Source organism: Lysobacter sp. P5_B12, assembly GCF_056400425.1.
In genome coordinates this window covers 473,520-500,211 of sequence record NZ_JBFULG010000001.1, presented here as the reverse complement: position 1 = coordinate 500,211, position 26,692 = coordinate 473,520, and the positions used below count along the sequence as shown (strand labels likewise).

Here is a 26,692-nt window from a genome sequence, read left to right as displayed (position 1 = left end):
CCGGCCCCCATGCCGGTCGAGCCCATTCTAGCGGGCGATCATCCGCCCGCCTTGGCCTCGTCCACCTTGTGCAGGAACTCCAGCAAGCCGGCGAAGTACGCGTCCTGGTCGTCGTAATAGGCGCAATGGCTGCCGTTGGGGAGATAGAGGTAGTCGCCATGCGGCAGCTTCTTGCTCATCATCTCCATGTACTTCGGGTCCATGGTGTCGTAGCGGGCGCCGATGACGAGCGTGGGCACGGTGATGTTCTTCAGGTCTTCGGTGCGGTCCCAGTCGACAAGGATGCCGCTCGCGCCCAGTTCGCTCGGGCCCTGCATCGGGACGTAGACCTTCTTGTTGAGGTGGCGCGCGAAGCCGCGCAACACCGGCTCGGGCCATTCGGCCATCGGGCGGCGCAGCACGTGGTGTTCGTAGTGCGGCTGGAGCAGTTGTTCGAAGCGGGGGTTGTCGTAGTCCTTGGCCGCGTCGAGCTTGTGCAGTTCGGCCAGTGCTTCGGGGCCGAGCTCCGGCATCAGCACGTCGTTCGCGTATTTGTTGTACGCGGGGATGCTGGAAACCATGTTCGAAATGATCAGGCCCTTGAGGTGGTCCTGGTGCTTGAGCGCGTACTCGATCGCGAGCATGCCGCCCCAGGAATGGCCGTAGAGGTAGAAGTTGTCCTTGTCCAGGTGCAGCGCCTGGCGCACTTGTTCGACTTCGTCGACGAAGCGGTCGAGGTTGAGCAGCTTCGGGTCGTCGGGTTGGTCGCTGTAGTAGGAGCCGAGTTGGTCGTAGTAGTAGTACTCCACGCCGTCGGCGGGGAGGAAGCTGTCGAAGACTTCGAAGGGTTCGTGGGTCGCGCCGGGGCCGCCGTGCAACAGCAGGACCTTGATGCGCGGGTTGTTGCCGACGCGCTTGGTCCAGACTTTGAAGTCGCCGACCGGGGTGTGGATCGGGATCATGCGGACGCCGCCTTGCCAGGCGTCGGGGTGGCCGGTGTTCGCGTGGTATTCGCGGAGGGTGGGCTGTGCTGCGATGACGGGGGATGCGAAGAGCAGACCGATCGACAAGGCGAGCAGGTACCGGAGCATGGTGTTCCCCCGCGGGTGGCGTTGCGCGGAGTCTAGCGCTGGTTGTGCAGTGCGGGTTTGGTGGGGTTGAAGGCCTACACCATCATTGGCGCGCCGCCCGAACGTGTGAAGTTCCAAATTTTTTTGGGAAAAAAATTTGAAACTCCCCACGCTGGGGCATCACCTTGCGGGTCGCTTCGATCAAGGGGCTTTCGCCCGAGCGTTCATTGGGGGCTGCAAAGCGCGCTTTGCAGGGAGCCGATCGTTGCCAAGAGCGCGCGTCCTGCGATCATTTTGCTGGCGACGGCAAAATGATCTCGCGCTTCACTCCTCGTCTGACGTATTCGCTTCCGCGAACAACATCGCGAACTCATCGCTCGTCAGCTCGATCCCTTCTTCGCGCGCAACTTCGCGATTGCGGTCCCAGAGCTCACGAATCGCCACTTCGATCCCATCGCCCCAGTTCATTTGCGCGGCGACGATTTGTTGCCAGGTGCCTTCGCGATCCAGGGACGCTGCGAGCTTGGGTGCCATCTCTTCGAGGGCCGCGCGCTGCTCCGGGTCGAGTGCATCGATGGCATCCAGGGCCAGGCACTCCAGCAGGCGGAGGAAGGGCCGGCCTGCGTAGCGGTCTTCGGTTGCACTCATGGGGGACGCCTGATCTTCTGGGTAGATCATTTTAGCGGCGCCGGAAAAAGCCCCGCTAGTGCGGGGCTTTTTGATTCGGTGCAGCGAGATTCCCTTACGCGGCCTGTTTCTCCTGCGCTTGCGCAAGAACTTTTCCCATCTGGGCATGGAGCTTTGCGAACTCGGCACGAATCTCGCGAGCGAGCGCGATCATCTCGTCAAGCCGGGCGGCCTTGTCGTGGGATGGGCGGGGCATGTTGTTGGTGTTCATCGTCTTCTCCATTTCTTCCTGTTCCTGCCTCTCACTCGTGATGGGAACCGCCGTGGCACCTGAGCTTGCGGATGACGTCGTCGTACTCGGGTTGGTTGTCGTGCTTCAGCGCAACGTGAACCCGGCGAATCAGGTGGATGCATTGCTGGCAGTCGATGAGCCGAAGCTCGACCTCGATCGGCAAATCACCGGGGAAAACCCCGTCAAGCATCTTGTTCATCAATTCATCGATCTTGCTGATGCTATTGATGATCTCTTCGAGACTCGGGTCCGCCAGCTCCAGGTACCTCTCGTACCCGTGGGCATCACCCTGAAGCACGTCCTTGATATGGCTCACGATGTCTTACCAAATGCGGGCAACCTGCTCCTCTGCCTCGTTGTCGCGCGCAACCTGTCCGCCGCGCACCACAGTGACCAGGCTGGCTGAAGGCATCTGGAGGTTTCCCTGGGGCGCACTGTCCTCATTGAGCGGGGGCGCGGCACTTGCATCGAGCAAGACCATATCGAGCTCCTCGTTTCATGCGGTTGGTTCACGCAGGCCGGCCCCCGGCCTGCGAGTGACACTAACAAGTTAGATCGCGGCGCACTGCTCACCCTGTCGGGAAATGCGATGCGAGCGCAATCGCAGTGCGGGCAAGACGAAAGCCCGCGTTGCGATGTTCAGGCCTCGCGGTTACAAGCCGCTGCGTGCCCATTCGTGAGTGCGACGCAAACCGAACTCGCGCTGGTGATTTCGTCGAGGTCCCGCTCCAGGCGCGAGAACCACTGCTAGTGCGGCGGTTGTTTCGGAGATTTGAAGCCCCGAAGTGGATCGTGCGCCTGCCGAACGTAATTGTTCCAAGGGGCAACGTGTTTGGGATCTTGTGAGGCGCGTGCCCACAAAACGAAAGAGGGACTCACCTGGAGTCCCTCGTGTGTCGATATGGCCTCGAGACATCCCGAGGACGTCAACCGGGCATCACCCGCACTTGCTGTAACCGCAGTTAAGACAAGTCGCACACCCATCCATGATCACGACTGCTTTCGTCGAGCACTTATGGCACATCGTCGCACTCGGCGGAAAACTCGCGCCATCACCCGTCACTTCAATCACTTCTTCCGTGCGCGCATCACTGCCCGTCGCCAGGCCCAGGCTCACTTCACTGTTTTTTTTTGAGCCGCGGTTCTCGTAGGCCGCGCGCTTTTCCGCGATGAGGGCGCGCTGCGCCGGGCTCATCTCGGGGTCGTGGATCAGGCCGATGGACTTCATGTGGTCTTCGACGATCGCGCCCAGTTCGGCCACCAGGGACGGCATGTAGACGCCGCCGGCCTTGAAGTAGCCGCCGCGGGGGTCGAACACCGCCTTCATTTCTTCCACCAGGAACGTCACGTCGCCGCCCTTGCGAAACACCGCCGACATGATGCGGGTGAGCGCGACGATCCACTGGAAGTGCTCCATCGACTTGGAGTTGATGAAGATCTCGAAGGGGCGGCGCAGTTCGTGTTCGGTGCCGGCGTTGAGCACGATGTCGTTGAGCGTCACGTACATGGCGTGTTCGACCAGCGGCGACTTGATCTTGTAGGTGCTGCCGATCAGCACTTCCGGGCGCTCGATGCGCTCGTGCATCTGGATCACGTCGGCCGTCGGGAGCTCCGCTTCCAGCGTAGCGCGGGCCACCGCGTCGGCTTTCGCTTCGCGTGCCTTGTCTTCCGCGCTGATGACGGCGTAGCCCTTGATCTTCTTGTCGATTTTGACGGCCATGTGCGTTCTCTGAATTTGGTTCCAAAAAATCCCCTCCCGTTCGCCGGGAGGGGACGTTGTCGCTTACGCGCTCTTGCGCGCCGTCTTGCGGGCGGTCTTGCGAGCGCCGGTCTTCTTGGCAGCGGTCTTGCGGGCCGGGGCCTTGCGCGCCGTGGTCTTGCGCGCCGTCTTCTTCGTGGCGCGCTTCACTGCGCCCTTCTTGGCGGCGACCTTGCGGCCGACCTTCTTCGCCGTCTTCTTGACCGCGCGCTTGGTCGCGGCGACCTTCCGCCCGACCTTCTTCGCCGTCTTCTTGACCGCGCGCTTGGTCGACGCCTTCTTGGCGGCGGCCTTGCGACCGGTCTTCTTCGCCGCGCGCTTGGCGGCGGCCTTCTTGCCGGCCACCTTGCGCTTGAGCGTCGCTGCTTCCTTCTTCGCCGCGGCGCTGGCCGCGGTAAGCTTCTTCTTCGCCTTGGTCACGGCCTTCTTGGCGGACTTGGCCGCCTTCGATGCCGTCTTCTTCGCGCCCGACACCGCCTTGCCCGCGCGCTTGGCGACGGACTTCGCGGTCTCGACCACCGTATCGGCGGCGTTGGAAAGGGTCGCCGTGACCCCGTTGCCGTTGCTCATTGGTGCTCCTCGTTGGCCAGGTTTGTGGAACAACGCGATCCTATACCCGTCACGTGCGTGAACAAGTAGTCGAGACGTTCCTCAGAACTTGCCGTAATACCCTTCCTTCAGTGCATCGAACAGGTTGGCGGCGGTGTGCATCTCGCCGTCGTACTCGATCTGCTCGTTGCCCTTGACCTCCAGAACCGAGCCGTCTTCCAGCTCGAAACGGTAGGTCGTGTTCTCCAGGTCCGCTTCCTTCACCAGCACGCCCTGGAAGGCGGCGGGGTTGAAGCGGAAGGTGGTGCAGCCCTTCAGGCCTTGCTGGTGGGCGTAGCGGTAGATGTCCTTGAAGTCTTCGTACGGGTAGTCCGTGGGGACGTTGGCCGTCTTGGAGATCGAGGAGTCCACCCACTTCTGGGCGGCGGCCTGGACGTCGACGTGTTCCTTCGGCGAGATGTCGTCGGCGGAGATGAAGTAGTCAGGAAGCTTGGCGCCGGCTTCGTCCGAGAACGGCATGGCCTTGGCGTTGACCAGCTCGCGGTAGGCCAGCAGCTCGAAGGAGTAGACGTCCACCTTCTCCTTGGTCTTCTTGCCTTCGCGGATCACGTTGCGGCTGTAGTGGTGCGCGAAGGACGGTTCAATGCCGTTGGAGGCGTTGTTGGCCAGCGACAGCGAGATCGTGCCGGTCGGGGCGATCGAGGAGTGGTGGGTGAAGCGCGCGCCGACTTCGGCGAGCTCTTCCACCAGTTCCGGCGCCACTTCGGCCACGCGCTGCATGTAGCGCGAGTACTTGGCGTGCAGCACCTTGCCTTCGATGTCCTGGCCGATCTTCCAGCCATCGGCCACCATCTCGGGGCGCTTGCGCAGCATCTCGGCGGTCACCGGGAAGCGCTCTTCCATGATCGGGGCGGCGCCCTTTTCCTTCGAGAGCACCAGGCCCATTTCCCAGCCGGCCACGGCCATGTCGCGGGCGATGCGGTCGGTGAACTCGCAGGATTCGGGCGAGCCGTACTTCATGCGCAGCATCGTCATCGTGCTGCCCAGGCCCAGGAAGCCCATGCCGTGGCGGCGCTTGCGCATGATCTCGTCGCGCTGCTGCTGCAACGGCAGGCCGTTCACTTCGACCACGTTGTCGAGCATGCGGGTGAACACGCGCACGACTTCCTTGTATTCCTCCCAGTCGAACTGCGCCTGGTCGGTGAAGGCATTGCGCACGAACTTGGTCAGGTTCACCGAACCCAGCAGGCACGCGCCGTAGGCCGGCAGCGGTTGCTCGCCGCAGGGGTTGGTCGCGCGGATGTTCTCGCACCACCAGTTGTTGTTCATCTCGTTGACGCGGTCGATCAGGATGAAGCCCGGCTCGGCGTAGTCGTACGTCGAGACCATGATCATGTCCCACAGGTGCCGCGCGCGGATGTGGCCGTAGATGCGGCAGGCCACCAGGCCGTCTTCGCGCACGATGTAGTTCTTGTGCGTGGGCCATTCGCGCCAGACCACGGTCTGCGCGTCGGCCAGGTCGACGTCGCCTTGTTCCTTGGCGTTGACCGGGAAGACCAGCGGCCAGTCGCCGTCGTTTTCCACCGCTTCCATGAAGCCGTCGGTGATCAGCAGCGACAGGTTGAACTGGCGCAGGCGCCCGTCCTCGCGCTTGGCGCGGATGAAGTCCTTCACGTCGGGGTGCGAGACGTCGAAGGTGCCCATCTGCGCGCCGCGGCGGCCACCGGCCGAGGAGACGGTGAAACACATCTTGTCGTAGATATCCATGAAGGACATCGGGCCCGACGTATACGCGCCGGCGCCGGCGACGAAGGCGCCGCGCGGGCGCAGCGTCGAGAATTCATAGCCGATGCCGCAGCCGGCCTTCAGCGTCAGGCCCGCTTCGTGCACCTTCTCCAGGATGCCGTCCATCGAGTCTTCGATCGTGCCGGAGACCGTGCAGTTGATCGTCGAGGTGGCCGGCTTGTGTTCCAGGGCGCCTGCGTTGGACGTGATGCGGCCGGCGGGAATCGCACCGCGGCGCAGCGCCCAGACGAAACGCTCGTGCCAGTACTTCTGCTTCTCGGGCGAACCCTCGGCTTCGGCCAGCGCCCTGGCGACACGCTGGTAGGTCCCGTCGATGTCGGCGTCGATCGCCTCGCCCGACTTCGTCTTCAGCCGGTACTTCTTGTCCCATATGTCGGCCGAGGCCGGCTGCATCGGGATCTCCTGCGCTGCGTTGTCCATCTTGACCGCCTCGAGGCGCACCGTGCTCATGCTGCTCCATCTCCTCGTCGTGGCCGGGTCGTGCCCGGTTCTCATCGTTTTGTCTGGTGGCGATCGGGTCGCTCCGGTTCCACGGAAGCAAGCCGGAAACGCCACCCCACGGGCGTGTCCCTCGCCACCTTCGAACGCTGGTTTTCCCCTGACGCAACCGGGATTCCGGTCACGTTATCGCCTGTGTTCGTGGATGGGACTGAAAGTTCGTGGAACACAACATTCAGGTCCGTCCTTCGCTGCCACCACTATATGTTGTGGCAACGGAAGGCGAAACTACGCCCCGGCCGCGAGGTGTGTCAACGGGCTGGCGAAAATATTTATCGCGCCTGTGATGTGTGCGCAGAAGGCGCAGAAACGCGTTGTCCGCAAGCATCCGGCCAAGCGATGAAAAATAGGCCCCTGTTCAGCGAGATCTTGATTCGATGGCGGCCTGCCGCGATTTCACATCACTGACTCACTTGCCCCCGGGACAATGAACTCATGCGCCATGCTCCCCTGAAAACGCTCGCTGCCTTCACGATCGCCGCCGGTTTCGGCGGCTTCGCGGCGACTGCGATGCGCGAAGGACTGCAGTCCCCCGCGATGGCCGAACCGGCGCCCGCCGCCGTGCCGCTGGTGGCCGCGTTGCCGACGGCCGTCGATGGCCAGGCATTGCCTTCGCTGGCGCCGATGCTGGAGAAGGTCACGCCCGCGGTAGTGAGCGTGCATACCAAGCAGCGCGTGCGCGTACGCAATCCCTTCGCCGACGATCCGATGTTCCGCCGCCTGTTCCCGCAGGTGCCGCAGGAACGGATCAACCAGTCGCTGGGTTCGGGCGTGATCGTCGATGCGGCCAAGGGTCTCGTGCTGACCAACCACCACGTGATCGAAGGCGCGGACGAGGTGTCGGTGACGCTGGCCGATGGCCGCACCTTCGTCGCCACTTTCGTCGGCTCCGACCCCGATACCGACGTGGCGTTGATGCGCATCCAGGCCGACAAGCTCACCGCCTTGCCGCTCGCCAATTCCGATCAATTGCGCGTCGGCGACTTCGTCGTCGCGGTCGGCAATCCCTTCGGCTTCAGCCAGACGGTGACCTCGGGCATCGTCTCGGCGGTCGGGCGCAATGGATTGCCCGGCCTGGGCTTCCAGAACTTCATCCAGACCGATGCGTCGATCAACCCGGGCAATTCGGGCGGCGCGCTGGTCAACCTGCGCGGCGAACTGGTCGGCATCAACACCGCGACCTTCAACCCGCAAGGCAGCCGCGCGGGCGACATCGGCCTGGGCTTCGCGATTCCCGCCAACCTCGCCGGCAACGTGATGCGCCAGCTGGCGAGCACGGGCGAAGTGCGGCGCGGCACGCTGGGCATCGAGACGCAGACGGTCGACGACCAGCTCTACAAGGGCCTGGGGCTCGAAACGCCGCGCGGCGCGGTGGTGACGCGCGTGTTCCCGAACTCGGCCGCCTCGGCCGCCGGCGTGCGCGTGGGCGACGTCGTGCTGTCGGCCAACGGCCAGCGCATGGATACACGCGAGGCGCTGCACAACTTCGAAGGCCTGCAGGCGGTCGGCAGCGACGTCGCGCTCGAGCTGCGCCGCGACAAGGCGCCGCTCACGCTCAAGGCCACACTGCGCGAACAGCCGCGCGCCTACGATGGCAGCGTGCTCGATGCGCGCCTGGCAGGCGCCACCTTCGCCGAACTGCCCGAGCGCCTGCGCCAGGCCGGGCTGGACGGCGTGCTGGTGAGCGCGGTCGCACGCGGCAGCCGCGCGGCGCAGAATGGCTTGCAGAAGGACGACGTCGTGCTTGCCGCCACCAGCGGCGAATTCATCGATCTTGGCGGCTTCCGCGCCAGTTTCGGCCAGACCCCGCAACGCCTGGTGCTGCGCGTGCTGCGCGGCAACGCGCGCGGCGACCTGGCCATGCAGTGATTCCCCCCACCCCCAAGGAGAACGCGATGTCCCCGGACAACAACGGTCGTGCGACCGATTCGATGAAGGCCGATCTCGGCGAAGCGGGCCAGCACTTCAAGGGCGCCGCGGTGGCCGCGGGCGATGCGATCAAGGGCGCGGCCGTCGCCGCGGGCGACGAGATGCGCCTGGGCAAGGCGCAGATGAAGGCCGAACTGGCCGACGGCACGCTCTCGTCCATTTCGGCGGCCGAAAACCTCGGCGCGGCCTCGCGCGAACAAGTCGACGCCATCATGGACAAGGGTCGCGACCTGATCGACAGCGCGGCCGAATTGATCCGCGAGCGTCCGCTCGCTTCCTTCGGCGTCGCCTTCGCCGCGGGTTGGATCATCGCCAAGCTCGGTCGCAGCAGCGACAAGTAAGGCAGCGCCACGATGGGGAGCGAGGGCAGCGGGGACACGACGGACGACGGCACGCAAGCGCGTGCCGCCGCGCCGGGCATCGCCGATGCGCTGAAGGAACTCGGCGACACCGGCAAGGCCACGTGGGCCGCAGGTCGCGAAGCGGCGACCGCGCTGCGCATCCTCATCACGGCGGACTTCGCGCTCGCGCGCAGCGCCGCCGGGCGCACGCTGGCGCTGACCGCGCTGGCGATCATCTTCGGCGCGTCGGCGTGGTTGTTGTTGATGGCCTCGCTGATCGCGTGGCTGTCGCTCAACGTCGGCTGGGCGTGGTGGCTTTCGCTGGTCGTGTGCGGCGGCAGCAGCCTTTTGCTGACCGTCGGCGCGGGTTGGCTGGCGACGCACTACTTCGAACACACGCGCATGAAAGCCACGCGTCGGCAGCTGGCACGCCTGGGCATCGGCGAGCTCGGCGACATGATGGCGGGCGCCGATTCGAGCAAGTCGGCGAAGAAGAGCGCCGAGCAAGTGGCCAACGCAACCGAAGACGGCGTCAAGAAGGGCCTGGGTGTCGACGTCACACCGCCATGAATCACATGATCGTCAACCGGCGGTACGCCAGCATCCCCACATCCGAACAGCAGAGTCGCGCGTGAACTTCGAATCGCTCCAGCGCAAAGTCCGGCAAGCCGAAGTCGCGCTCGAGGCGAAGGAGCGCCAGGCCGCCGCCGATTGGCGACAGGTGAAGTCGACGTGGCTCGCGTCGTGGACGCCGGGCCGCATCGTCGTCGCCGGGCTCGTGTCGGGTTTCGTGGTCGGCAAGCTCGAACCGGGCAAGAGCGTCGCGAAGGGCAACACCCTGCTGCAGATGCTGACCGCGGTCGCCGGCATGTTCGCCGGTGGCAGCGCGCAGGTCGCGGCGGGCAAGGCCGAAGACGCCGCGCAATCCGCCGAAGAAGTCGCGCAAACGCCGCCGGTGGGCGCATGAGTTTCCGATTCGAGACCGAAGAGGCCGAACAACCGCCGTCTCCGCCGCGCCCGCGCTCGTCCAGCGCGGCGATCGTGCTCGCGGTGCTGGCCGTCGCGTTCACGCTCTACCTTGCGCAGGATCTGTTGCTGCCGGTGTTGCTCGCCGCATTCTTCGCGCTGGTCGGCAATCCGATCATCCGCTTGCTGCGCAAGCTGTGGATTCCGCGCTTCGTCTCCGCGATCCTCGTGTTGGGCCTGGGCATGTTCGGCGCCTACTCGCTCGGTCGCGAACTGATCCAGCCGGGCGCCGAGTGGGTGCGCGAAGTGCCCAAGCAGATGCGCGACCTCGCGCCGAAGCTGCGCAACCTGACCAAACCGGTGACCGAAGCCAACCGCGCCGCCGAGAACATCGCGCGCGCGGCCGGTGGTGAATCCTCGACGAAGGTGCAGGTCGTCAAGACCGAGGTCAACGATCCCTACCGCGTGCTGACCTCCACGCCGCGCGTGGTCGCTTCCTTCCTCGCGGTCGTGCTGCTGACGTTCTTCTTCATGGTCTACGGCGGCGATCTGCAGCGCAATGCGATCGCGTTGCTGCCATCGCGGCAACAGAAGAAGCTCACCGTCGAGATCCTGCAGGCGATCGAGACCGAGATCTCGCGCTACGTACTCACCATCAGCATCATCAACGTGATCGTCGGCCTGGTGTTCGCCGGCCTGCTGTACTGGTTGCTCGGCGTGCCCGGCGACGAAGCCTTGCTGTGGGGCACGATGGCGGGGCTGCTGAACTTCGCGCCCTATGTCGGCCCGCTGATCGGCATCTGCATCATGTTGGTGATGGGCTTCGTCAGTTACGGCGAAACGCTCCAGTCGCTCGGGCCGGCGGCGCTGTACCTGGGCCTGCACACGCTCGAAGGGCAGATCGTCACGCCGATCGTGCTCGGCCGGCGCATGGCGCTCTCGCCGCTGGTGCTGATCCTCTCGCTGATGGTCTTCGGCTGGCTGTGGGGAATCATCGGCCTGCTGCTGGCGGTGCCGCTGCTGGTGTGCGTCAAGCTGGTGCTGGCGCGCATCGATGGCCTGGACGGGTGGGCCAAGCTGTTGGAGTGACTGCGGCGGCGCGGCGCGGCCATTAGCCCGTACCGTTTAGAATCCGCCGGGTGAACCTCCGCATCCGCGCCATCACCCTCGATCTCGACGACACCTTGTGGCCGTTCGCGCCCATCGGCGCGCGCGTGGACCACGTGCAGCACGACTGGCTGCGCGCGAACTGCCCGCGCACGGCCGAGCGCTTCCCGGTCGACGAAATGCGGCGCCTGCGCGATGTCATCAACGCCGAACACCCGCACCTGGCCCACGACTTCAGCCGGCTGCGCAAGCTCACCCTGGCGCGGGCGATGGAACTGGCGGGCGACGACGTGTCGCAGGTCGAGCCCGCGTTCGAAGCCTTCTTCGCCGAACGCAATCGCGTGGAGTGCTACCCCGATGCGATCGCCGCGCTCGAACGCATCGCCGCGCGCGTGCCCGTCGCCGCGGTGACCAACGGCAACGCGGACCTGTCGCGCATCGGCTTGAAGCACCACTTCGCCTTCCAGCTCGGCGCCAGCCAGCACGGCGCACCGAAGCCCGATCCCACCATCTTCCGCGCCGCCTGCGAGCGCCTGGGCCAAGCCCCCCAGCATGTGTTGCATGTCGGCGACGACATCGAGCTCGACGTGCTCGGCGCCGCGCGCGCCGGCCTGCGCACCTGCTGGATCCATCGCGACGACCTGCATCCCGAACCGACGTGGCCGCACGCGCACGTGCGCCCCGACCTTGCCTTTCCCACCCTCGATGCGTTGGCCGACTGGCTGGACGCGCACCTCCAGGACGACGTCGCATGACCGATTCGAACGGGTTCGCACCATCGGGCACCAAGGGTTTGCCGCTGTATTGCGTCGAACGCACGGGCTTCGATGCGTGGCGGCAATTGCAAGTGCCCGAAATCGGGAGCTGGATCGACGCGCATTCCTTCACCGGTGTTTCCGGCAGCGTGTTGCTGCTGCCCGGCGATGGCGGGATCGCGGGCGCGGTGCTCGGCGTCGGCGATCCGCTGGATCCCTACTCCTATGCGCACGCACCGTTCGCCTTGCCGCCGGGCGATTGGGCGCTGGCGAGCGAACTCGATGCCGATGCACTGCGCGCGCTGCACCTGGGCTGGGGCCTGGGCGCGTATCGCTTCACGCGCTACAAGGTGCCGCTGCGTGCACCGGCGCGCCTGGTCGCAGGATCGATCGATGCCGAAACGCACGACACCCTCGCCGCCTGCGTGCGCGTGCGCGACCTGGTCAACACGCCCGCCGAAGACATGGGCCCCGACCAACTCGAACAGGCTTGCTGCGAACTGGCCGAAGCGCACGGTGCGCGCATCGAAGTGGTCAGCGGCGAGGATCTGCTCGACCACAACTATCCGGCGATCTACGCCGTCGGCCGCGCATCGCATCGCGCGCCGCGCCTGATCGCCGTGCATTGGGGCGATGCCGATGCGCCGAAGCTGACGCTCGTCGGCAAGGGCGTTTGCTTCGACACCGGTGGCCTGGACATCAAGGCCGCCGACGGCATGCGCAACATGAAGAAGGACATGGGCGGCGCCGCGCACGCGATCGCGCTCGCCGGCCTGGTCATGGCGCAAAAACTGCCCGTGCGGCTGACCCTGTTCGTCGCGGCCGTCGAAAACGCGATCGGGCCGATGAGTTATCGCCCCGGCGATGTCGTGAACACGCGGCTCGGCGTGTCGGTGGAAATCGACAACACCGATGCCGAAGGGCGCGTGGTGTTGTGCGATGCGCTGGCGCGCGCGGCCGAAGACAAGCCCGCGTTGCTGGTCGACTTCGCGACGCTGACGGGTGCGGCGCGCATCGCGCTGGGCCCGGACCTGCCCGCGTTGTATGCGAACGACGAGTCGGTCGCCGCCGATTGGCTCGAAGCCTCCGGCGCGCAACGCGATCCGGTGTGGCGCATGCCCTTGTGGCGACCGTACCTGCGTTATCTCGTCAGCAGCGTGGCGGACATCGCCAACGGCGGGCCCTCGCGCATGGCCGGCAGCGTGACCGCGGCGCTGTATCTCGAACGCTTCGTGCCGTCCACGCAGCCGTGGGCGCACCTGGATGTGTATTCGTGGAACGACACCGATCGCCCGGGACGCCCCGCGGGTGGCGAAGCGCAAGGCTTGCGTGCGGCGTGGGCGATGCTCAAGCAGCGCTTCGCGTAGTTACAGCCAACCCTTCTGCCGCGCGAGGCGATAGGCCTCGATGCGGTTGCCGACGCCGAGCTTGCCGATCGCTTCGGACAGATAGTTGCGCACCGTGCCGCCCGACAGATTCAACTGCGCGGCGATTTCCGATGCGGACATGCCATCGCCGGCCAGGCGCAACACCTGCCGTTCGCGATCGTTGAGCGGATCGGCATCGCTCCACGCATCGATCGCCAGCTGCGGGTCGATCGCGCGGCCGCCGCGATGCACCTTGCGCAGGGCTTCGGCGAGATCTTCTGCAGGCGCGTCCTTCAACAGGTAACCCGACACGCCGGCGTCGAGCGCGCGGCGCAGGAAACCGGCGCGCGCGAAGGTCGTGACGATGACGACCTTGATCGGCAGTTCATGCCGCTGGATGCGCTGGGCAAGCTCCAGGCCCGACATCCCGGGCATTTCGATATCGGTGACGAGCACGTCGGGCTTGAGACGCTGCACTTCGCGCCATGCGGCTTCGCCATCGGGCGCGGTGCCAACGACTTCCAGGTCGCTTTCCAACGAAAGCAGCGCGGACAACGCGCCACGCACGAGCGCCTGGTCTTCGGCCAACACGATGCGGATCACCCTGGCAACCCCGCGCGCACGAGCACCTTCGTGCCGCTGCCCTTCGCCGACTCGATGCTCAACGTGCCACCCATGCCACGCACGCGATCGCGCATGCCGGCGAGCCCGTTGCCGTCGTTCGTCGCGCCGCCGCGCCCGTTGTCTTCCACGCACATGCGCACGCTGCGCGCATCGGTGTCGAAGGCGACGCGCGCATTGGTCGCCTGCGCGTGGCGCGCGATGTTGGTCGCCGCTTCGCGCAGCACGAGCGACAGCCCGCGTTCGACATCCGGTGGCAAGGCCGCGGGTGGTGCGTCGTACTCCAGGTGCACGTTGGAGGATTCCAGCAGCAGGCGCGCGGAGGCGAGTTCCGCGGCCAGGTCGGCCGAGCGGATGCCGGTGACGGCGCTGCGCACTTCGGCAAGCGCGTGGCGCGCGACGCGCTCGGCTTCTTCCAGTTCGCGGCGCGAACCCGGCGGATCGCGTTCGCTGAGCTTGCGCGCGAGTTCGAGCTTCAGCGTGATCAGCGACAGCGTGTGGCCGAGCAGGTCGTGCAGGTCGCGACCGATGCGTTCGCGCTCGGCGGTGGCGGCCAGCCGCCGCACTTCGTCGTGCGAGAGTTTCAGCGCGATGTCCTTGTCGGCGCTCGCGCGTTCGACGTTGATGATCAGGCCGATGATCAGCGTCATCACCGGCATCCACACGATCATTTGCCACGGATAGCCCACCGCGGTCGCCATGCCCGCGTACACCGCGTTCATCACCAGCCATTGCAGCAGATACACCGGGATCGCGCGATGCCGCTTGCCCGCGTGCAGCATCACGCAACCGAACACGAAGTAGCTGATGCCCGAGGGATACCAGGGCAGCAGCACGAAGCACAGCACCGCCATGCCGTAGGCGTAACGATCGGAGATGCGGCGCGACGACAACAGGGTCTTCGCATACAGCGCGATGAACACCGGATACGAGAGCGCCGTCAGCCCGACCCACTTCCACGTGTAGCCCATGCCGAACATCGGGGTGATGAACACCCACAGCGACCAGAGCAGGTGGACCGCGTCGGTCCACGGCGACTTGCCCTGGCGGATGAGGTCGGCGATCGCCGAATCCGGCGCGGGCGCGAACCCGCAGCGCGCAAGCAACTGCGCGATGCGGGGCGGGATGGGCGCGGCGGCGGCGGTGTTCATGCGGGCAATGCTAGCGGGCTTCAACCCACCTTGCGCAGGCGCCGCGCGGCGAGCCACGACACGGCGACCGTGAAGCCCAACAGGAGCGTGACGTGCGGCCATGGATTGACGTGCGCGATGTCCACCGCGTCCAGCGCAAGCGCATTGAGATGGAAACTCGGGAGCGCGGGCGCGATGGCCTGCATCGCCTTCGGCAGGCTCTGGATCGGGAACCAGAGGCCCGAGAGGAAGGCCATCGGCAGGTACAGCATGTTGATGACCGCCGGCGCGCCCTGGCCCTTCACCAGCGTGCCGAGCAGCAGGCCCAGCGCGCAGAAGGGCAACACGCCCGGCACGTTCGACAGATACAGCGCGGCGATCTGCGCACCGGTCACCGGCACGTGCGCGGCGAACACCGCGAGCAACACCAGCAGGGTCAGCACGCCGGCCGCGACACCCATCGCCATGACCATCTTGCCGAACAGATAGGCGAAGGGCGGCATCGGCAGTGCGCGCTTGAGCGTGAGCAGGCCGTTCTCGCGTTCCATCGCCATCGACACGCCGAAGCCGAACAGGCCCGGCGCCATCACGCCGAAGGTGCCGTAGGCGGCGAGCAGATAGCGGCCCGCGTCGCTGCCGGGGCGCGCGAGGAACACGCCGAACATCAAATAGAACACCGTCGGGAACAACAGCGTCGGCAGCATGAAGCCGGGGTTGCGCAGGTAGCGCAGGCACTCGGCGCGCATTTCCTGCAGGTAGGCGTTGAGCACGCGGGTGCGCGGCATCGTGTCGATGCGCGGGCGTTCGGAGAGGATCGACAGATCGGACATCACGCGGCCTCCTGCAAGGTGGCGACGGCATCGTCGCGCGTCAGTTCGGTGAAGGCTTCGGCCAGGCCCGCTGCGCGGACTTCCAGCCCGCGCAGGTCGGCATCGAGTGCGAGCAGGCGACGCACGACATCTTCGGCATGTTCGGTGCTGATGCACAGGCGATCGCCTTCGTGCGCGATCTCCACGACGCCCGGCCAAGCCCGGATGATTTCGATCGGCAACTGCGTCACGCAGCGCACGCGCTTCATCGCCACGCGTGCGCGCAGCGTATCGACGGTGCCTTCCATGAGTACGCGCCCCTTCGCCATCACGCACACGCGGTCGGCGAGTGCTTCGGCTTCTTCCAGGTAATGCGTGGTGAGGACCACGCCGTTGCCTTCGGCGACGAGGTGGCGAATCGCGGCCCACAGCTTCTGGCGCGCTTCGATGTCCATGCCCACGGTCGGTTCGTCGAGGAACAGCAGCTTGGGACGGCCGCACAGAGCGAGCGCGAATTGCACGCGACGTTGCTGGCCGCCGGACAACTTGCCGTACGGACGCTTCAGCAGATCGGCGACGCCGGCCAGGTCCGCGCTCTCCTGCACGGTGCGCGGCGAGGGGTAATAGCTGGCGGCAAGGCGAATGAGTTCGCCGACGCGCAAGGTCGGCGGCAGTTGCGCGTTCTGCAACATCACGCCGATATGGCGACGCGCGGCGATTTCCTGCGGATCCTGCCCGAACAGTTCGACCGTGCCGCCGTCGGCGCGCAGCAATCCGAGGAACAGGCCGATCGCCGTGGTCTTGCCCGCGCCGTTGGGGCCGAGCAGTGCGAGCAGCTCGCCGCCGCGCAGGGTCAGGTCGACGCCGTCCAGCGCGCGCACCTTGCCGTAGGACTTGCTTGCCTGGTGCAGGCGCGCGAGTGCGCCCTCGAAGCTGGACATGTCGAAGCTCCACGTGAATGTGGAGACGATGCTGCGCTCGCGCCGGGCCGCGTCCCAGTCCGGACCTTCATGCAAAGCACATGACATGCGTCAGGTGCGCCCGGGGGCGGCCTTCCGTAGGCTGCGCCCCTGTCAATGGCATCCGCCTGCCTGCTTGGTCACACTAGGCGCCTCCCTCCGTCCCTGGACCACCATGCCCAACGCGTCCGCCGATCTGTTGAAGGAATTGCGCATCGACCGCAGTGCGCCCCCGCCCGCGCCGCCGTCGCGGAAGCGCTGGGCGTTGCTTGCCATCTTCGGCGGCGCGTTCGCGGCGATCGTCGGTGCCTGGGCGGCACTGGGACACGACAAGGCGATCGAAGTCGAAACCGCGCAGGTGACCACCGTCGGTGGCGCCAGCGGCGGTGGTGCGGCCACGGTGCTCGATGCGACCGGTTACATGGTCGCGCGGCGCATGGCGACGGTGTCGGCGAAGATCACCGGCAAGGTGCGCGAGATCAAGATCGAAGAAGGCATGCACGTCGAAGCGGGCCAGGTCATGGCGACGCTCGATCCGATCGATGCCGACGCCGAGCGCGAGCTGATGTCCTCGCAGGTCGGCGCCGCGCAGAGCCAGATCGGCATGGTGCAGGCACAGCTGAAGGAAGCCGAAGCCAACGTCGGGCGCTTGGATGGACTGGTGAAGCAGCAGCTCGTCGCGAAAGCGCAGTACGACCAGGCCGTCGCCGAACGCGATGCATTGCGCTCGCAATTGCTGACCGCGCAGCGCAACGCGCGCGTGGCCAACGATCGCCTGCGCATCGCCGACCTGGGCATGGACAACACCATCGTGCGCGCGCCGTTCGCGGGCATCGTGATCGCCAAGGCCGCGCAGCCGGGCGAAATCGTTTCGCCCTTGTCGGCCGGTGGCGGCTTCACGCGCACGGGCATCGGCACCATCGTCGACATGGATTCGCTGGAAGTCGAAGTGGAAGTCGGCGAGGCCTTCATCGGCCGCGTGAAGCCCGGCATGCCCACGCAAACCATGCTCAACGCCTATCCCGACTGGAAGATCCCCGGCCACGTCATCGCCATCATTCCCGCCGCCGACCGCGGCAAGGCAACGGTGAAGGTGCGCGTGGCGGTGGACCAGAAGGACGCGCGCATCGTGCCCGACATGGGCGCGCGCGTGAGCTTCCTGGAAGCCGCACCGCCGAAGGACGCCGCGCCGCGCAAGCCGACGGTGCTCGCGCCCGCGAATGCGATCGTCGATCGCGGCGGCAACGACGTCGTGTTCGTGGTCGCCGAAGATAAAGCGCAGCAGCGCGCCGTGAAGGTCGGCCGCACGCTGGGAGACGATCGCGAGATCGTCGATGGCCTGAGCGGTGGCGACACCGTCGTGCTCAGCCCGCCCGAATCGCTGGTCGACGGCGGCCGCATCAAGCAGAAAAAAACCGAAGCGCAGTAACTCCCATCCGCACACACCCCCCGGAGTTCGCATGTCCACCCTCGTCAGCATCCGCAACCTGCACAAGAAGTACCGCCGCGGTCCGGAGACCGTCGACGTCCTGCACGGCCTGGACCTGGATATCGACGAGGGCGATTTCGTCGCGCTGATGGGCCCGTCTGGCTCGGGCAAGACCACGCTGCTGAATCTCATCGGCGGCCTGGATACGCCTTCGGGCGGCGAGATCTCGGTGGGTGGCGCACGCATCGACCAGCTCGCGTCCGGGCAGTTGTCGAACTGGCGCAGCAACCACGTCGGCTTCGTGTTCCAGTTCTACAACCTGATGCCGACGCTCACCGCGCAGAAGAACGTCGAACTGCCGCTGCTGCTCACCAAGCTCTCGGCCGCGCAGCGCAAGCGCAACGCGGAGATCGCGCTGGAGCTGGTCGGCCTGAAGGATCGCGGCAAGCATCGCCCGTCCGAGCTTTCCGGCGGCCAGCAGCAGCGCGTGGCGATCGCGCGCGCGATCGTGTCCGACCCCACGCTGCTGATCTGCGACGAACCCACCGGCGACCTGGACCGTGCATCGGCCGAGGAAATCCTCGGGCTGCTGCAGATGCTCAATCGCGATCACAACAAGACCATCGTGATGGTGACGCACGATCCGAAGGCGGCCGAGTACGCCACGCACACGCTGCACCTCGACAAGGGCAACCTCGTCGAACAAGCCGTCCACGCGTGATCGCCGGAGGCCAGCGATGAAATATTTCCACCTGATCTGGGCGGCCCTGTTCCGCTCCAAGACACGCACGTTCCTCACCCTGTTCTCGGTGATCACGGCGTTCTTCCTGTTCGGCATGCTGGACTCGGTGCGCGTCGCCTTCAATTCCGGCGGCAGCGTCACCGGCGCCAACCGCATGATCGCGTCCTCGCGCCTGTCGCTGACGCAGATGCTGCCTTACAGCCTGGATTCGCAGATCCGCTCGATCGACGGGGTGAAGAAATCCTCGTACGCGGCGTGGTTCGGCGGCATCTACCAAAAGCCGGAAAACTTCTTCCCCAACTTCTCGGTCGGCCCCGACTACCTGGATCTGTATCCCGAGTACGTGTTGCCTGCCGACCAGCGCAAGGCCTGGGAATCCGATCGCGTCGGCGCGGTCGTCGGCGAAACGCTGGCCAAGAAGTTCGGCTGGAAGATCGGCGACACCATCCCGCTGCAGGCGACGATCTTCCCGACCAAGGGCAGCAACGACTGGACCTTCCGCCTCGACGGCATCTTCAAGGTCGAGGACGAAAAGCGGAAAGGCCAGGAAGCGGTGATGCTGTTCCACTGGAATTACTTCGACGAGTCCAACGACTACGTCAAGGGCCGCGTGGGCTGGTACATCGTGCAACTGGACAACGCCGACAGCGCCGATCGCGTCGCCAAGGCGATCGACAAGCTCTCGGCCAACTCCGACCACGAAACCAAGACGCAGACCGAAGAAGCGTTCAACAAGGCCTTCATCAAGCAGATCGCCGACATCGGCATGATCGTGAGCGGGATCATGGGCGCGGTGTTTTTCACCCTGTTGCTGCTCACCGGCAACACGATGGCGCAGGCCGTGCGCGAACGCATCCCGGAACTGGCGGTGCTCAAGACAATCGGCTTCACCAACCGCAGCATCCTGATGCTGGTGCTGGGCGAATCGGTGCTGCTCGTCGCCATCGGCGCGGTCATCGGCCTTGCGCTCGCGCCCATCGCGATGATCGCCACGACCAAGGGCAGCGGCGGCTTCATCCAGTTGCCGTCGTCCTTGCCGGCCGAAAGCTGGATCACCGGGCTGGTGCTCATGCTGGTGTTCGGCGTGCTGTCGGGCCTGCTGCCGGCGCTGCGCGCGATGCGCCTGAACATCGTCGACGCCCTCGCGGGCCGCTGAGGAGAACCACATGAAGATTCTTGTGAACCTGCTCCTCCTGCTCCTGCTCGCCGTCGTGCTGGTGGCCGCGGCGTTCGTGCCCTACGGCATGCTCATCCTCGCCGCGCTCGTCGCCATCTGGTTGTTCACCACGCGTAGCGGTGCACTGGCGCGCGCGGCCACGAGCATCGGCATCGCGGGACTTCCGCAACGCTGGGGTGCCTCGCTCGTCATCGTCGTCGGCATCGCCGGCGTGGTCGGCGTGCTGGTGGCGATGCTCGCGATGGGCGAAGGCTTCCGGGCCACGCTGTCGAACACCGGCGGCACCGACACGGCGATCGTGTTGCGCGGTGGTTCGCAAGCCGAGACCAACTCGGTGATCACGCGCGACCAGGTCCCGCTGATCTCCGCGCTGGCCGGCATCGCGCGCGGCCCCGACGGGCGTCCGATCGTGTCGCCGGAGCTCTCGCAGGTCGTCAACCTGCAGAGCAAGGCCGACGGCACCGATACCAACGTGCAGTTCCGCGGCGTCGGGCCGGATGCGTGGACGATCCGCCCGAACCTGAAGATCGTCGAGGGCCGCAAGTTCAACGGCGGCCTGCGCGAGATGGTCGTCGGGCGCGGCGCGCAACGGCAGTTCCGTGGCCTGGAAGTCGGCAAGCAACTCAACCTCGCCAACCAGATCTGGACGGTGGTGGGCGTGTTCGAATCGGGCGATTCGAACGAATCGGAGTTGTGGGCCGATGCCGACGTGCTGGGCCCGGCGTACCAGCGCCAGGCGTTCCAGTCGGTGACGGTGAAGCTCGACGGCAAGAATGGTTTCAAGCAATTGAGCGGCGCACTCGCCGCCGATCCGCGCCTGAAGCTCGACGTCTCGACCACGCATGACTATTACGCCAAGCAGTCGGAGAACCTGACCAAGTTCCTGTCGATCCTCGGCATCGTGATCGGCACGATCATGGCGGTCGGCGCGATCTTCGGCGCGCTGAATTCGATGTACGCGGCGGTGGCCGGACGCGCGCGCGAAATCGCGACGATGCGCGCGATCGGCTTCCGCGGCCTGCCGGTGGTGACGGCGGTGATGCTGGAGACGATGTTGCTCGCGCTGCTCGGCGGTTTGCTGGGCGCGGCGATCGCGTGGCTGCTGTTCAACGGGCACACCGTCTCGACGCTGGGCAACAACTTCAGCCAGGTCGTGTTCCAGTTCCGCGTCACCCCGCAGTTGCTCTGGACCGGGTTGAAGTGGGCGCTCGGCATCGGCCTGGTCGGCGGCTTGTTCCCCGCATTGCGCGCGGCGCGCTTGCCGGTGACGGAGGCCTTGCGCGCGGCGTGATCGTCAAGCCGGCGTTGTCCCTGGAGGCCGCGCAATGCGCGGCCTCTTTTTTTGTTCGATGCGCTCCGCTCGGCACGCCACGGAGAGAATTCGCATAGGCCAGTGACGAAGGATCCGACAACGTGCGCGCGGCGCACTCCGCGCCCCTGAAAGGATTTTTCGAGAATGCAGCGTTGTAAACGATCCATCGCGCTGGGCGCGCTCCTGTTGTCCTTCGCAAGTGGCGCCTGTGCCGCGGAAATCGTGGGCGATTTCACCAGCGCGACGACGGCCCAGGGCTGGACGCTCGCCTCCGAGCGCATGTGGATGGCCGCACCGGGCGCCGTGGTCACGCCGCCATCGATGAACGGGACGGGCTGGCTGAGCCTGATGGCGCTCTCGCAAACGGGGGAGCAGATGTCCTATGCGACCTCGTCCACGCTGCTCGATACGCGAGCGCCCATTCGCATCCAGTACGAGTTCCTGTCCTACGACACGCGGAAGAACATCGGCGCCGTCGCGGGCTTCCATCTGCTGGATCCGGCGAAGGGGCCGGAGATGCACGAGTCAGGCAAGGCGCATCACTGCGCCTCTTCGGCGCTCATGGTCAGCATGGGCCACGAAGGGCTGTACTACGACGAGTGCAATGGTGCGTATGAAGCCTGGAACAAGTTCAATCGTGCCGTCGTCCGCGCCGACAACACGGTCGTCGCGCGCGACCAGGCCCCGATGTGGCTGAGCTGCGGCAACTACGACGGCTGGGGCGGCGAACGCATCGATGCACGGCACTGCACCACCCGCGATGAGGCGGTGACGCGCGGATTCGTCCGCGTAGTCGATGCGCAACTCGCGCCGACCCTCGCCGGCGGCTACACGCTGGACATGAAGGTCGACGGAAAGCCGGTCTATACGCAAGTGGCGATCGCAAAACCGCTTCCGCCGCTGGTGCAGTTCGGCCTGTGGGCCGAGCACTTCGGCCGGCCTCACCATGAAGTGCGCAACGTGCGGATCACGCAGGATGCGCGGCTGATGAGCGCGGTGAATGGCCACTGCGTCGAAGTCGCAGGCAGCATCGCACTGGGGCGTCACCTCGCGGCGTATGCCTGCCACGGCCGTGCGAACCAGACCTTCCGCTTCGCGAACGACAGGCTCGAAAGCGGCACCTTCTGCCTGGGTGCGGAGCACGGCCAGAACAAGGACGGCGCGCGCGTGCTCACGTATGCGTGCAACGACCAGGCGTATCAGCGCTGGGAGCGGACTCAGACCGGACAGTTGCGCAGCAAGATGGAGGGAACGCAGCGCTGCATCACGCTGGGCGCAACCGGCAACCATCTGTCGTTGCAGCCGTGTGAGCCGATGCTGGCCGCACAGCAGTTCGCGGTGCGCGGGGCGCCGTAAGTGTTGTCCCTGGGGGCCGCGCAATGCGCGGCCTCCAACGCAGAGACTTCGCATAGGCCGGTGACGACGGATCCGACATGGTTGCGCGCGGCGCACTCCGCGCCCCTGAAAGGATTTTCCGAGAATGCAGCGTTGTAAACGAGCGATCGCGCTGAGCGCGCTCCTGCTGTCCCTGTTCGCGAGCGGCGCACACGCCGAGGAAATCGTCGGCGACTTCACCGATGCGACCACTGCCCAAGGCTGGGCGCTCACCTCTGAACTCTACTGGATGGCCACTCCGGGCGCCGAGCGCACGCCGCCGTCGATGAACGGAAGTGGCTGGCTGACCATGATGGCGCACGCGCCCACGCTGACGCAGATGGCCTATGCGACGTCGCCCACGCTGCTGGATACGCGAGTGCCGATTCGCATCCAGTTCGAATTCCTGTCGTACAACACGCGGAAAAACATCGGGCCCAATGCGGGGTTCCATCTCCTCGACCCGACCAAGGGACCGGAGCTGCACAAGGACGGCAAGGCCCTCGATTGCGCCTCGTCGGCGCTCATGGTGAACATGGGCCACGAAGGGTCGTACTACGATGTGTGCAACGGTCCCTTCGAATTCTGGGAGAAGTTCAATCGCGTGGTCGTCCGCGCCGACAACACGGTGGTCGCGCGCGACCAGGCCCCGATGTGGCTGACATGCGGCAACTACGACACCTGGCACGGAGACCGAATCCAAGCGCGGCATTGCACCACGCGCGAGGAAGCGGTTGCACGCGGATTCGTCCGCGCTGTCGATGCGCAGGTAACGCCGGCCCTCGGCGGTGGCTACACGCTGGACATGAAGATCGACGGAAAGCCGATCTATACGCAACTGGCGATCGCAAAACCGCTGCCGCCGCTGGTGCAGTTCGGCCTCTGGGGAGATCACAATAGCCGGCCCCACCACGAAGTGCGCAACGTGCGGGTCACGCAGGATGGGCGGCTGACGAGCGCGGTGAATGGCCACTGCGTCGAAGTCGCGGGAAGCATCGCGCTGGGGCGTCACCTCGCGGCGTACGCTTGCCACGGTCGTACGAACCAGACCTTCCGCTTCGCGAACGAGAGGCTCGAAGCCGGCACGCTGTGCCTGGGCGCGGAGCACGGCCAGAACAAGGACGGCGCGCGCGTGATCACGTATGCGTGCAACGACCAGGCGTATCAGCGCTGGGAGCGGACGGAGAGCGGACAACTGCGCAGCAAGATGGCGGGCACGCAGCGCTGCATCACGCTCGGCGCAACCGGCAACCATCTGTCGTTGCAGCCGTGTGAGCCGCTGTTGGCGGCACAGCAGTTCGCGGCACGCGGGGCGCCGTAACGCGGCATCGGGACGGGCGTCGCGCGCGCCCGTCTCTCAACGAGGTTCGTCGCTCAGCCTGCTTGCCGGCAGCCTTCGGGCTTGAAAATCCGCGCGCTCGAAGCCGGGGACTTCGCCAGCAAGTGCGCCGCGCGCGTGGGACGCGGCGCGAAGGTGCCGCCGCAATTCGGGCAGCGGCCCTTCAACACGCCGATCGCGCAGTCGGCGCAGAAGGTGCATTCGAAGGAACAGATCACCGCGTCGTGGGCATCCGGCGGCAGATCCTTGTCGCAGCATTCGCAGTTGGGGCGCATCTGGAGCATGGGGCAACCCTCAGCGTGAAGCGTTGGCGGGAACCAGTGTCGCGCGTGCATTCGCCCGGCGCGCGCGCAGCGCGCCGTCGACGGCGAAGATCGCCAGTGCGACCCAGATGCACGCAAAGCCGACGGCGCGGTCGCGGTCGAAGGCTTCGTGGAAGACGAACACGCCGATCAGGAATTGCATCGTCGGCGCGACGTATTGCAACAGGCCGATGATCGACAGCGGCACGCGACGCACCGCGTAGGCGAAGCCCACCAGCGGCAGTGCGGTGAGCGCGCCGCTGACGATCAGCATCAGGCTCATCGCCGTGCCATAGCCGTCGAGGAACCCGCCCTGCCCGTGCGTTTCGCTCCACGCGAGCACCGCCACGACCGGCAGGAACAAGTACGCACCTTCGATGCCCAGGCCGGTGATCGAATCCACCGCGGCGATCTTGCGGATCAATCCGTACAACGCGAAGGACACCGCGAGCGCCAGCGCGATCCACGGCAACTGGCCGAAACGGAAGGTCAGCCACGCCACGCCCAGCGTCGCGATGGCCACCGACACCCATTGCACGCGTCCGAGCCGTTCGCGAAGGAAGACCACGCCGAGCAACACGTTCAGCAGCGGATTGATGAAGTAACCCAGGCTCGATTCCACGACGTGCCCGGCATTCACCGCCCAGATGTACAGGCCCCAGTTGAAGCCGATCAGCACGCCGGACAAGGCGAGCATCCACCACGTCCGTGGTTTGGCCAGCGCGCTTTTGAGCCAGCCGCGTCCGTCGCGCCAGAACAGGAATCCGCCGACGATCACCGCGCTCCACGCGATGCGATGCAGCACGATCTGCAGCGAGGGCACCGACTTCATCAGGTGCCACCACAACGGCATGACGCCCCACAGCAGGAAGGAGGCGATCGCGATCCACAGGCCGCGGCGGTCCAGCGTCTGTTCGCTCACGCCACCGGCTCCTCGGCCGCTTCGCGCACGGCCGCCGGCGTCGGCGCCGGAGATGCAGCGCGCGCTTTCGCCAGCGTGATCAGCACCACGCCGGCGAGGATCACGGCCATCGCGCCCAGGTCGTGCGTGGTGAAGGATTCACCACCGATCAGCGCGCCGATCAGCACGGCGAGCGGCGGGTTCACGTACGCGTAGCTGGTCGCGAGCGCCGGCCGCACGTGGTGCAACAACCAGATATACGCGGTGAAGCCGAAGATCGAACCGGCGACGACCAGGTACAACAGCGCGGCGGTGGATTCGAAACTCGGCATCGTCGTGATGCGTTCGCCCGCGACGAGCGCGACGACGATCAACCACAGCGTGCCGACGAGCATCTGGCCCGCGGCGGCCATGAAGGGTTCGGGCAGGTCCTGGTCGCGCGACCAGATCGAGCCCCACGCCCATGCCAGCGGCGCGATGATCAGGCAGATCAAACCGAGCTTCGAACCCGACAGCTCACCGCCAACACTGAGCCAGATCACGCCGAGGAAACCGACGATCAGGCCGCTCCATTCCATGCGCGTGGGATGGCGGCCCTTGAGCATTGCGAACACGCCCGCGAACAGCGGCATCGACGCGACCGCGATCGCCGCCAGGCCCGAACCCACTTGCGTCTCGGCCTTGTTCACCAACGCATTGGACAGCACGACCATGAAGATCGAGAGCTTGGCGAGCGTGATCCATTGCTTCTTCGTCGGTGCGGCCACGCCGCGCATGCGCAACACCGCGTACATGATCGAACCGGCGATCGCCATGCGGATCGCCGCGAGCAGGAACGGCGGATAGCCGTGCAAGGCGAAGCGGATCGCGAGGTAGGTCGAGCCCCACAGGATGTAGACCGACGCGAGCGCCAGTCCGACGGCGAGCGGGGTGGCGGGTTTGAGAGGCGTGCTCATGCAAGGGCTCGTGCGGCGAGCCATTGCAGGCCCGCGAGGTGTTGGTGGTCGTGGCTGCACAACAGATGCATCAGGCTGCGCACGGTGACCGGGCCGAAGCCGTCGAAGGTCGCCGGGCGTTCGAGTTGCTCCGGCGTCAGCGCGGCAAGCAGCGCGATGGTTTGCCCGCGCGCCGCTTCGAATTCGTCGAGCGCCTGTTCCGCGCTGCCCCGCTCGCCCCTGGATTCGGCGAGTGCGTAACTGTCGATGTCGTCGAGCAGCGGCGCGTGCTCTGCCAGCGTGCGGCCGAAGCGCACGTGGTAGCCCTCGCGCTCGATGTCGCGCAGGTGCCAGAGCTGGTGCAGCGGGTCGAAGTGTTCGCTCGGGCAGCCGTCCCAGGCCGCCGGCCGGAAGCGGGCGTGGCGGACGGGAATCGCTGCGTAATGCGCGCGCAGGAGCTGCGGGAACTGCGCGAGGGAAGCGAGGATCGGGTCCTGCATCTGGGCTCCCGACGAGGGGGAGGTCGGAAGCGAGCACTCTAGCGAGCCGACCGGAATCGCGCTTGAAAATTCGTGCGTTTGCGCGCAAGAATCTTGCATGGCGCGAAGACGCGCATC

The 26,692-nt window shown here is 66.1% G+C and carries 28 protein-coding genes; 14 read left to right on the top strand and 14 right to left on the bottom strand.

Translation table 11 applies throughout. From position 1 onward, the window contains the following. Window positions 1-38: 38 nt before the first annotated feature. The 3 genes from AC1DOM_RS02220 to AC1DOM_RS02210 form a co-directional block, all read right to left on the bottom strand. A complete protein-coding gene (locus AC1DOM_RS02220; protein ID WP_498959782.1) occupies window positions 39-1,070 on the bottom strand; it encodes a proline iminopeptidase-family hydrolase in 1,032 nt (343 codons plus the stop codon). Window positions 1,071-1,373: 303 nt separating this feature from the next. Then, a complete protein-coding gene (locus AC1DOM_RS02215) occupies window positions 1,374-1,697 on the bottom strand; it encodes a hypothetical protein (protein ID WP_498959780.1) in 324 nt (107 codons plus the stop codon). Window positions 1,698-1,791: 94 nt separating this feature from the next. Further along, window positions 1,792-1,947: a hypothetical protein gene (locus AC1DOM_RS02210; protein ID WP_498959779.1), complete on the bottom strand. Its 156-nt coding sequence runs from the start codon at window positions 1,945-1,947 to the stop codon at window positions 1,792-1,794. Between AC1DOM_RS02210 and AC1DOM_RS02205 the strand changes: the two genes are divergently transcribed. Next, window positions 1,931-2,374: a hypothetical protein gene (locus tag AC1DOM_RS02205; RefSeq protein ID WP_498959777.1), complete on the top strand. Its 444-nt coding sequence runs from the start codon at window positions 1,931-1,933 to the stop codon at window positions 2,372-2,374. The genes AC1DOM_RS02210 and AC1DOM_RS02205 overlap by 17 nt on opposite strands. A 531-nt stretch (window positions 2,375-2,905) precedes the next feature. Here the strand turns inward: AC1DOM_RS02205 and AC1DOM_RS02200 are convergent. From AC1DOM_RS02200 to AC1DOM_RS02190, 3 genes are all read right to left on the bottom strand, one after another. Then, window positions 2,906-3,688 carry a TSCPD domain-containing protein gene (locus tag AC1DOM_RS02200; protein ID WP_498959775.1) on the bottom strand — a complete coding sequence of 261 codons (783 nt, stop codon included), beginning with the start codon at window positions 3,686-3,688 and terminating at the stop codon, window positions 2,906-2,908. Between the two features lie 63 nt (window positions 3,689-3,751). Next, complete coding sequence (locus tag AC1DOM_RS02195; RefSeq protein ID WP_498959773.1) at window positions 3,752-4,297, bottom strand: histidine biosynthesis protein HisIE; 546 nt, start codon at window positions 4,295-4,297, stop codon at window positions 3,752-3,754. 81 nt (window positions 4,298-4,378) lie between these two features. Beyond that, entirely contained in the window at window positions 4,379-6,532 is a 2,154-nt protein-coding gene (locus tag AC1DOM_RS02190) for an adenosylcobalamin-dependent ribonucleoside-diphosphate reductase (RefSeq protein WP_498959771.1), read from the bottom strand. 483 nt (window positions 6,533-7,015) lie between these two features. Between AC1DOM_RS02190 and AC1DOM_RS02185 the strand changes: the two genes are divergently transcribed. The 7 genes from AC1DOM_RS02185 to AC1DOM_RS02155 all read left to right on the top strand — a co-directional run bounded on the left by AC1DOM_RS02185 (window position 7,016) and on the right by AC1DOM_RS02155 (window position 13,045). After that, on the top strand, window positions 7,016-8,449 hold the full coding sequence (locus AC1DOM_RS02185; RefSeq protein WP_498959769.1) for a Do family serine endopeptidase: 1,434 nt from the start codon (window positions 7,016-7,018) through the stop codon (window positions 8,447-8,449). Window positions 8,450-8,475: 26 nt separating this feature from the next. Next, window positions 8,476-8,850, top strand: coding sequence for a hypothetical protein (locus AC1DOM_RS02180; RefSeq protein ID WP_498959767.1), 375 nt, complete (start codon window positions 8,476-8,478; stop codon window positions 8,848-8,850). A gap of 12 nt (window positions 8,851-8,862) precedes the next feature. After that, window positions 8,863-9,420: a phage holin family protein gene (locus AC1DOM_RS02175; protein WP_498959766.1), complete on the top strand. Its 558-nt coding sequence runs from the start codon at window positions 8,863-8,865 to the stop codon at window positions 9,418-9,420. Between the two features lie 61 nt (window positions 9,421-9,481). Then, the gene (locus AC1DOM_RS02170) at window positions 9,482-9,817 is read left to right on the top strand and encodes a hypothetical protein (protein ID WP_498959764.1); all 336 of its coding nucleotides are present in this window, start codon (window positions 9,482-9,484) and stop codon (window positions 9,815-9,817) included. Beyond that, a complete protein-coding gene (locus AC1DOM_RS02165) occupies window positions 9,814-10,905 on the top strand; it encodes an AI-2E family transporter (RefSeq protein ID WP_498959762.1) in 1,092 nt (363 codons plus the stop codon). Before AC1DOM_RS02170 ends, AC1DOM_RS02165 begins: the two co-directional genes overlap by 4 nt. Window positions 10,906-10,955: 50 nt before the next feature. After that, window positions 10,956-11,678: an HAD family hydrolase gene (locus AC1DOM_RS02160; protein ID WP_498959760.1), complete on the top strand. Its 723-nt coding sequence runs from the start codon at window positions 10,956-10,958 to the stop codon at window positions 11,676-11,678. Further along, complete coding sequence (locus AC1DOM_RS02155; RefSeq protein ID WP_498959758.1) at window positions 11,675-13,045, top strand: leucyl aminopeptidase family protein; 1,371 nt, start codon at window positions 11,675-11,677, stop codon at window positions 13,043-13,045. The genes AC1DOM_RS02160 and AC1DOM_RS02155 overlap by 4 nt, the downstream gene beginning before the upstream one ends. On the opposite strand, the gene AC1DOM_RS02150 is transcribed toward AC1DOM_RS02155, so the two are convergent. Genes AC1DOM_RS02150 through AC1DOM_RS02135 form a run of 4 tightly spaced genes read right to left on the bottom strand, consistent with a single transcriptional unit; the run spans window position 13,046 to window position 16,546 of the window. Next, window positions 13,046-13,648, bottom strand: coding sequence for a response regulator transcription factor (locus AC1DOM_RS02150; protein ID WP_498959756.1), 603 nt, complete (start codon window positions 13,646-13,648; stop codon window positions 13,046-13,048). Then, window positions 13,645-14,817, bottom strand: a complete 1,173-nt coding sequence (locus AC1DOM_RS02145) for a sensor histidine kinase (RefSeq protein WP_498959754.1) — start codon at window positions 14,815-14,817, stop codon at window positions 13,645-13,647. The genes AC1DOM_RS02150 and AC1DOM_RS02145 overlap by 4 nt, the downstream gene beginning before the upstream one ends. A 20-nt stretch (window positions 14,818-14,837) precedes the next feature. Then, window positions 14,838-15,626: an ABC transporter permease gene (locus tag AC1DOM_RS02140; protein ID WP_498959752.1), complete on the bottom strand. Its 789-nt coding sequence runs from the start codon at window positions 15,624-15,626 to the stop codon at window positions 14,838-14,840. Next, complete coding sequence (locus AC1DOM_RS02135; RefSeq protein ID WP_498959750.1) at window positions 15,626-16,546, bottom strand: ABC transporter ATP-binding protein; 921 nt, start codon at window positions 16,544-16,546, stop codon at window positions 15,626-15,628. Before AC1DOM_RS02135 ends, AC1DOM_RS02140 begins: the two co-directional genes overlap by 1 nt. Window positions 16,547-16,739: 193 nt before the next feature. Between AC1DOM_RS02135 and AC1DOM_RS02130 the strand changes: the two genes are divergently transcribed. From AC1DOM_RS02130 to AC1DOM_RS02105, 6 genes are all read left to right on the top strand, one after another. Then, window positions 16,740-17,993, top strand: a complete 1,254-nt coding sequence (locus AC1DOM_RS02130; RefSeq protein WP_498959748.1) for an efflux RND transporter periplasmic adaptor subunit — start codon at window positions 16,740-16,742, stop codon at window positions 17,991-17,993. Between the two features lie 31 nt (window positions 17,994-18,024). After that, on the top strand, window positions 18,025-18,714 hold the full coding sequence (locus AC1DOM_RS02125; RefSeq protein ID WP_498959746.1) for an ABC transporter ATP-binding protein: 690 nt from the start codon (window positions 18,025-18,027) through the stop codon (window positions 18,712-18,714). 16 nt (window positions 18,715-18,730) lie between these two features. Then, complete coding sequence (locus tag AC1DOM_RS02120; protein ID WP_498959744.1) at window positions 18,731-19,891, top strand: ABC transporter permease; 1,161 nt, start codon at window positions 18,731-18,733, stop codon at window positions 19,889-19,891. A gap of 10 nt (window positions 19,892-19,901) precedes the next feature. Further along, the gene (locus AC1DOM_RS02115; RefSeq protein ID WP_498959742.1) at window positions 19,902-21,203 is read left to right on the top strand and encodes an ABC transporter permease; all 1,302 of its coding nucleotides are present in this window, start codon (window positions 19,902-19,904) and stop codon (window positions 21,201-21,203) included. 165 nt (window positions 21,204-21,368) lie between these two features. Then, entirely contained in the window at window positions 21,369-22,580 is a 1,212-nt protein-coding gene (locus tag AC1DOM_RS02110; RefSeq protein WP_498959740.1) for a ricin-type beta-trefoil lectin domain protein, read from the top strand. 124 nt (window positions 22,581-22,704) lie between these two features. Further along, window positions 22,705-23,919: a ricin-type beta-trefoil lectin domain protein gene (locus AC1DOM_RS02105; RefSeq protein WP_498959738.1), complete on the top strand. Its 1,215-nt coding sequence runs from the start codon at window positions 22,705-22,707 to the stop codon at window positions 23,917-23,919. Between the two features lie 53 nt (window positions 23,920-23,972). Here AC1DOM_RS02105 and AC1DOM_RS02100 read toward each other — a convergent pair whose 3' ends face one another. The 4 genes from AC1DOM_RS02100 to AC1DOM_RS02085 are packed head-to-tail and all read right to left on the bottom strand — an operon-like array spanning window position 23,973 to window position 26,575. After that, window positions 23,973-24,212, bottom strand: coding sequence for a DUF1272 domain-containing protein (locus AC1DOM_RS02100; RefSeq protein WP_498960207.1), 240 nt, complete (start codon window positions 24,210-24,212; stop codon window positions 23,973-23,975). A 19-nt stretch (window positions 24,213-24,231) separates the two neighbouring features. Continuing rightward, complete coding sequence (gene rarD / locus AC1DOM_RS02095; RefSeq protein WP_498959736.1) at window positions 24,232-25,161, bottom strand: EamA family transporter RarD; 930 nt, start codon at window positions 25,159-25,161, stop codon at window positions 24,232-24,234. Then, window positions 25,158-26,096: a drug/metabolite exporter YedA gene (gene yedA / locus AC1DOM_RS02090; RefSeq protein ID WP_498959734.1), complete on the bottom strand. Its 939-nt coding sequence runs from the start codon at window positions 26,094-26,096 to the stop codon at window positions 25,158-25,160. Before yedA ends, rarD begins: the two co-directional genes overlap by 4 nt. Continuing rightward, window positions 26,093-26,575 carry a DinB family protein gene (locus AC1DOM_RS02085; RefSeq protein WP_498959732.1) on the bottom strand — a complete coding sequence of 161 codons (483 nt, stop codon included), beginning with the start codon at window positions 26,573-26,575 and terminating at the stop codon, window positions 26,093-26,095. The genes yedA and AC1DOM_RS02085 overlap by 4 nt, the downstream gene beginning before the upstream one ends. Window positions 26,576-26,692 lie beyond the last annotated feature (117 nt).

Coding starts and splice junctions, on each gene's coding strand:
- AC1DOM_RS02200 (WP_498959775.1), bottom strand. CDS start 3,688: ATGGCCGTCAAAATCGACAAGAAGATCAAGGGCTACGCCGTCATCAGC.
- yedA (WP_498959734.1), bottom strand. CDS start 26,096: ATGAGCACGCCTCTCAAACCCGCCACCCCGCTCGCCGTCGGACTGGCG.
- AC1DOM_RS02085 (WP_498959732.1), bottom strand. CDS start 26,575: ATGCAGGACCCGATCCTCGCTTCCCTCGCGCAGTTCCCGCAGCTCCTG.
- AC1DOM_RS02185 (WP_498959769.1), top strand. CDS start 7,016: ATGCGCCATGCTCCCCTGAAAACGCTCGCTGCCTTCACGATCGCCGCC.
- AC1DOM_RS02195 (WP_498959773.1), bottom strand. CDS start 4,297: ATGAGCAACGGCAACGGGGTCACGGCGACCCTTTCCAACGCCGCCGAT.
- AC1DOM_RS02180 (WP_498959767.1), top strand. CDS start 8,476: ATGTCCCCGGACAACAACGGTCGTGCGACCGATTCGATGAAGGCCGAT.
- AC1DOM_RS02215 (WP_498959780.1), bottom strand. CDS start 1,697: ATGAGTGCAACCGAAGACCGCTACGCAGGCCGGCCCTTCCTCCGCCTG.
- AC1DOM_RS02155 (WP_498959758.1), top strand. CDS start 11,675: ATGACCGATTCGAACGGGTTCGCACCATCGGGCACCAAGGGTTTGCCG.
- AC1DOM_RS02210 (WP_498959779.1), bottom strand. CDS start 1,947: ATGAACACCAACAACATGCCCCGCCCATCCCACGACAAGGCCGCCCGG.
- AC1DOM_RS02110 (WP_498959740.1), top strand. CDS start 21,369: ATGCAGCGTTGTAAACGATCCATCGCGCTGGGCGCGCTCCTGTTGTCC.
- AC1DOM_RS02125 (WP_498959746.1), top strand. CDS start 18,025: ATGTCCACCCTCGTCAGCATCCGCAACCTGCACAAGAAGTACCGCCGC.
- AC1DOM_RS02175 (WP_498959766.1), top strand. CDS start 8,863: ATGGGGAGCGAGGGCAGCGGGGACACGACGGACGACGGCACGCAAGCG.
- AC1DOM_RS02140 (WP_498959752.1), bottom strand. CDS start 15,626: ATGTCCGATCTGTCGATCCTCTCCGAACGCCCGCGCATCGACACGATG.
- AC1DOM_RS02135 (WP_498959750.1), bottom strand. CDS start 16,546: ATGTCCAGCTTCGAGGGCGCACTCGCGCGCCTGCACCAGGCAAGCAAG.
- AC1DOM_RS02130 (WP_498959748.1), top strand. CDS start 16,740: ATGCCCAACGCGTCCGCCGATCTGTTGAAGGAATTGCGCATCGACCGC.
- AC1DOM_RS02100 (WP_498960207.1), bottom strand. CDS start 24,212: ATGCGCCCCAACTGCGAATGCTGCGACAAGGATCTGCCGCCGGATGCC.
- AC1DOM_RS02205 (WP_498959777.1), top strand. CDS start 1,931: ATGTTGTTGGTGTTCATCGTCTTCTCCATTTCTTCCTGTTCCTGCCTC.
- AC1DOM_RS02190 (WP_498959771.1), bottom strand. CDS start 6,532: ATGAGCACGGTGCGCCTCGAGGCGGTCAAGATGGACAACGCAGCGCAG.
- AC1DOM_RS02220 (WP_498959782.1), bottom strand. CDS start 1,070: ATGCTCCGGTACCTGCTCGCCTTGTCGATCGGTCTGCTCTTCGCATCC.
- AC1DOM_RS02145 (WP_498959754.1), bottom strand. CDS start 14,817: ATGAACACCGCCGCCGCCGCGCCCATCCCGCCCCGCATCGCGCAGTTG.
- AC1DOM_RS02165 (WP_498959762.1), top strand. CDS start 9,814: ATGAGTTTCCGATTCGAGACCGAAGAGGCCGAACAACCGCCGTCTCCG.
- AC1DOM_RS02105 (WP_498959738.1), top strand. CDS start 22,705: ATGCAGCGTTGTAAACGAGCGATCGCGCTGAGCGCGCTCCTGCTGTCC.
- AC1DOM_RS02120 (WP_498959744.1), top strand. CDS start 18,731: ATGAAATATTTCCACCTGATCTGGGCGGCCCTGTTCCGCTCCAAGACA.
- AC1DOM_RS02115 (WP_498959742.1), top strand. CDS start 19,902: ATGAAGATTCTTGTGAACCTGCTCCTCCTGCTCCTGCTCGCCGTCGTG.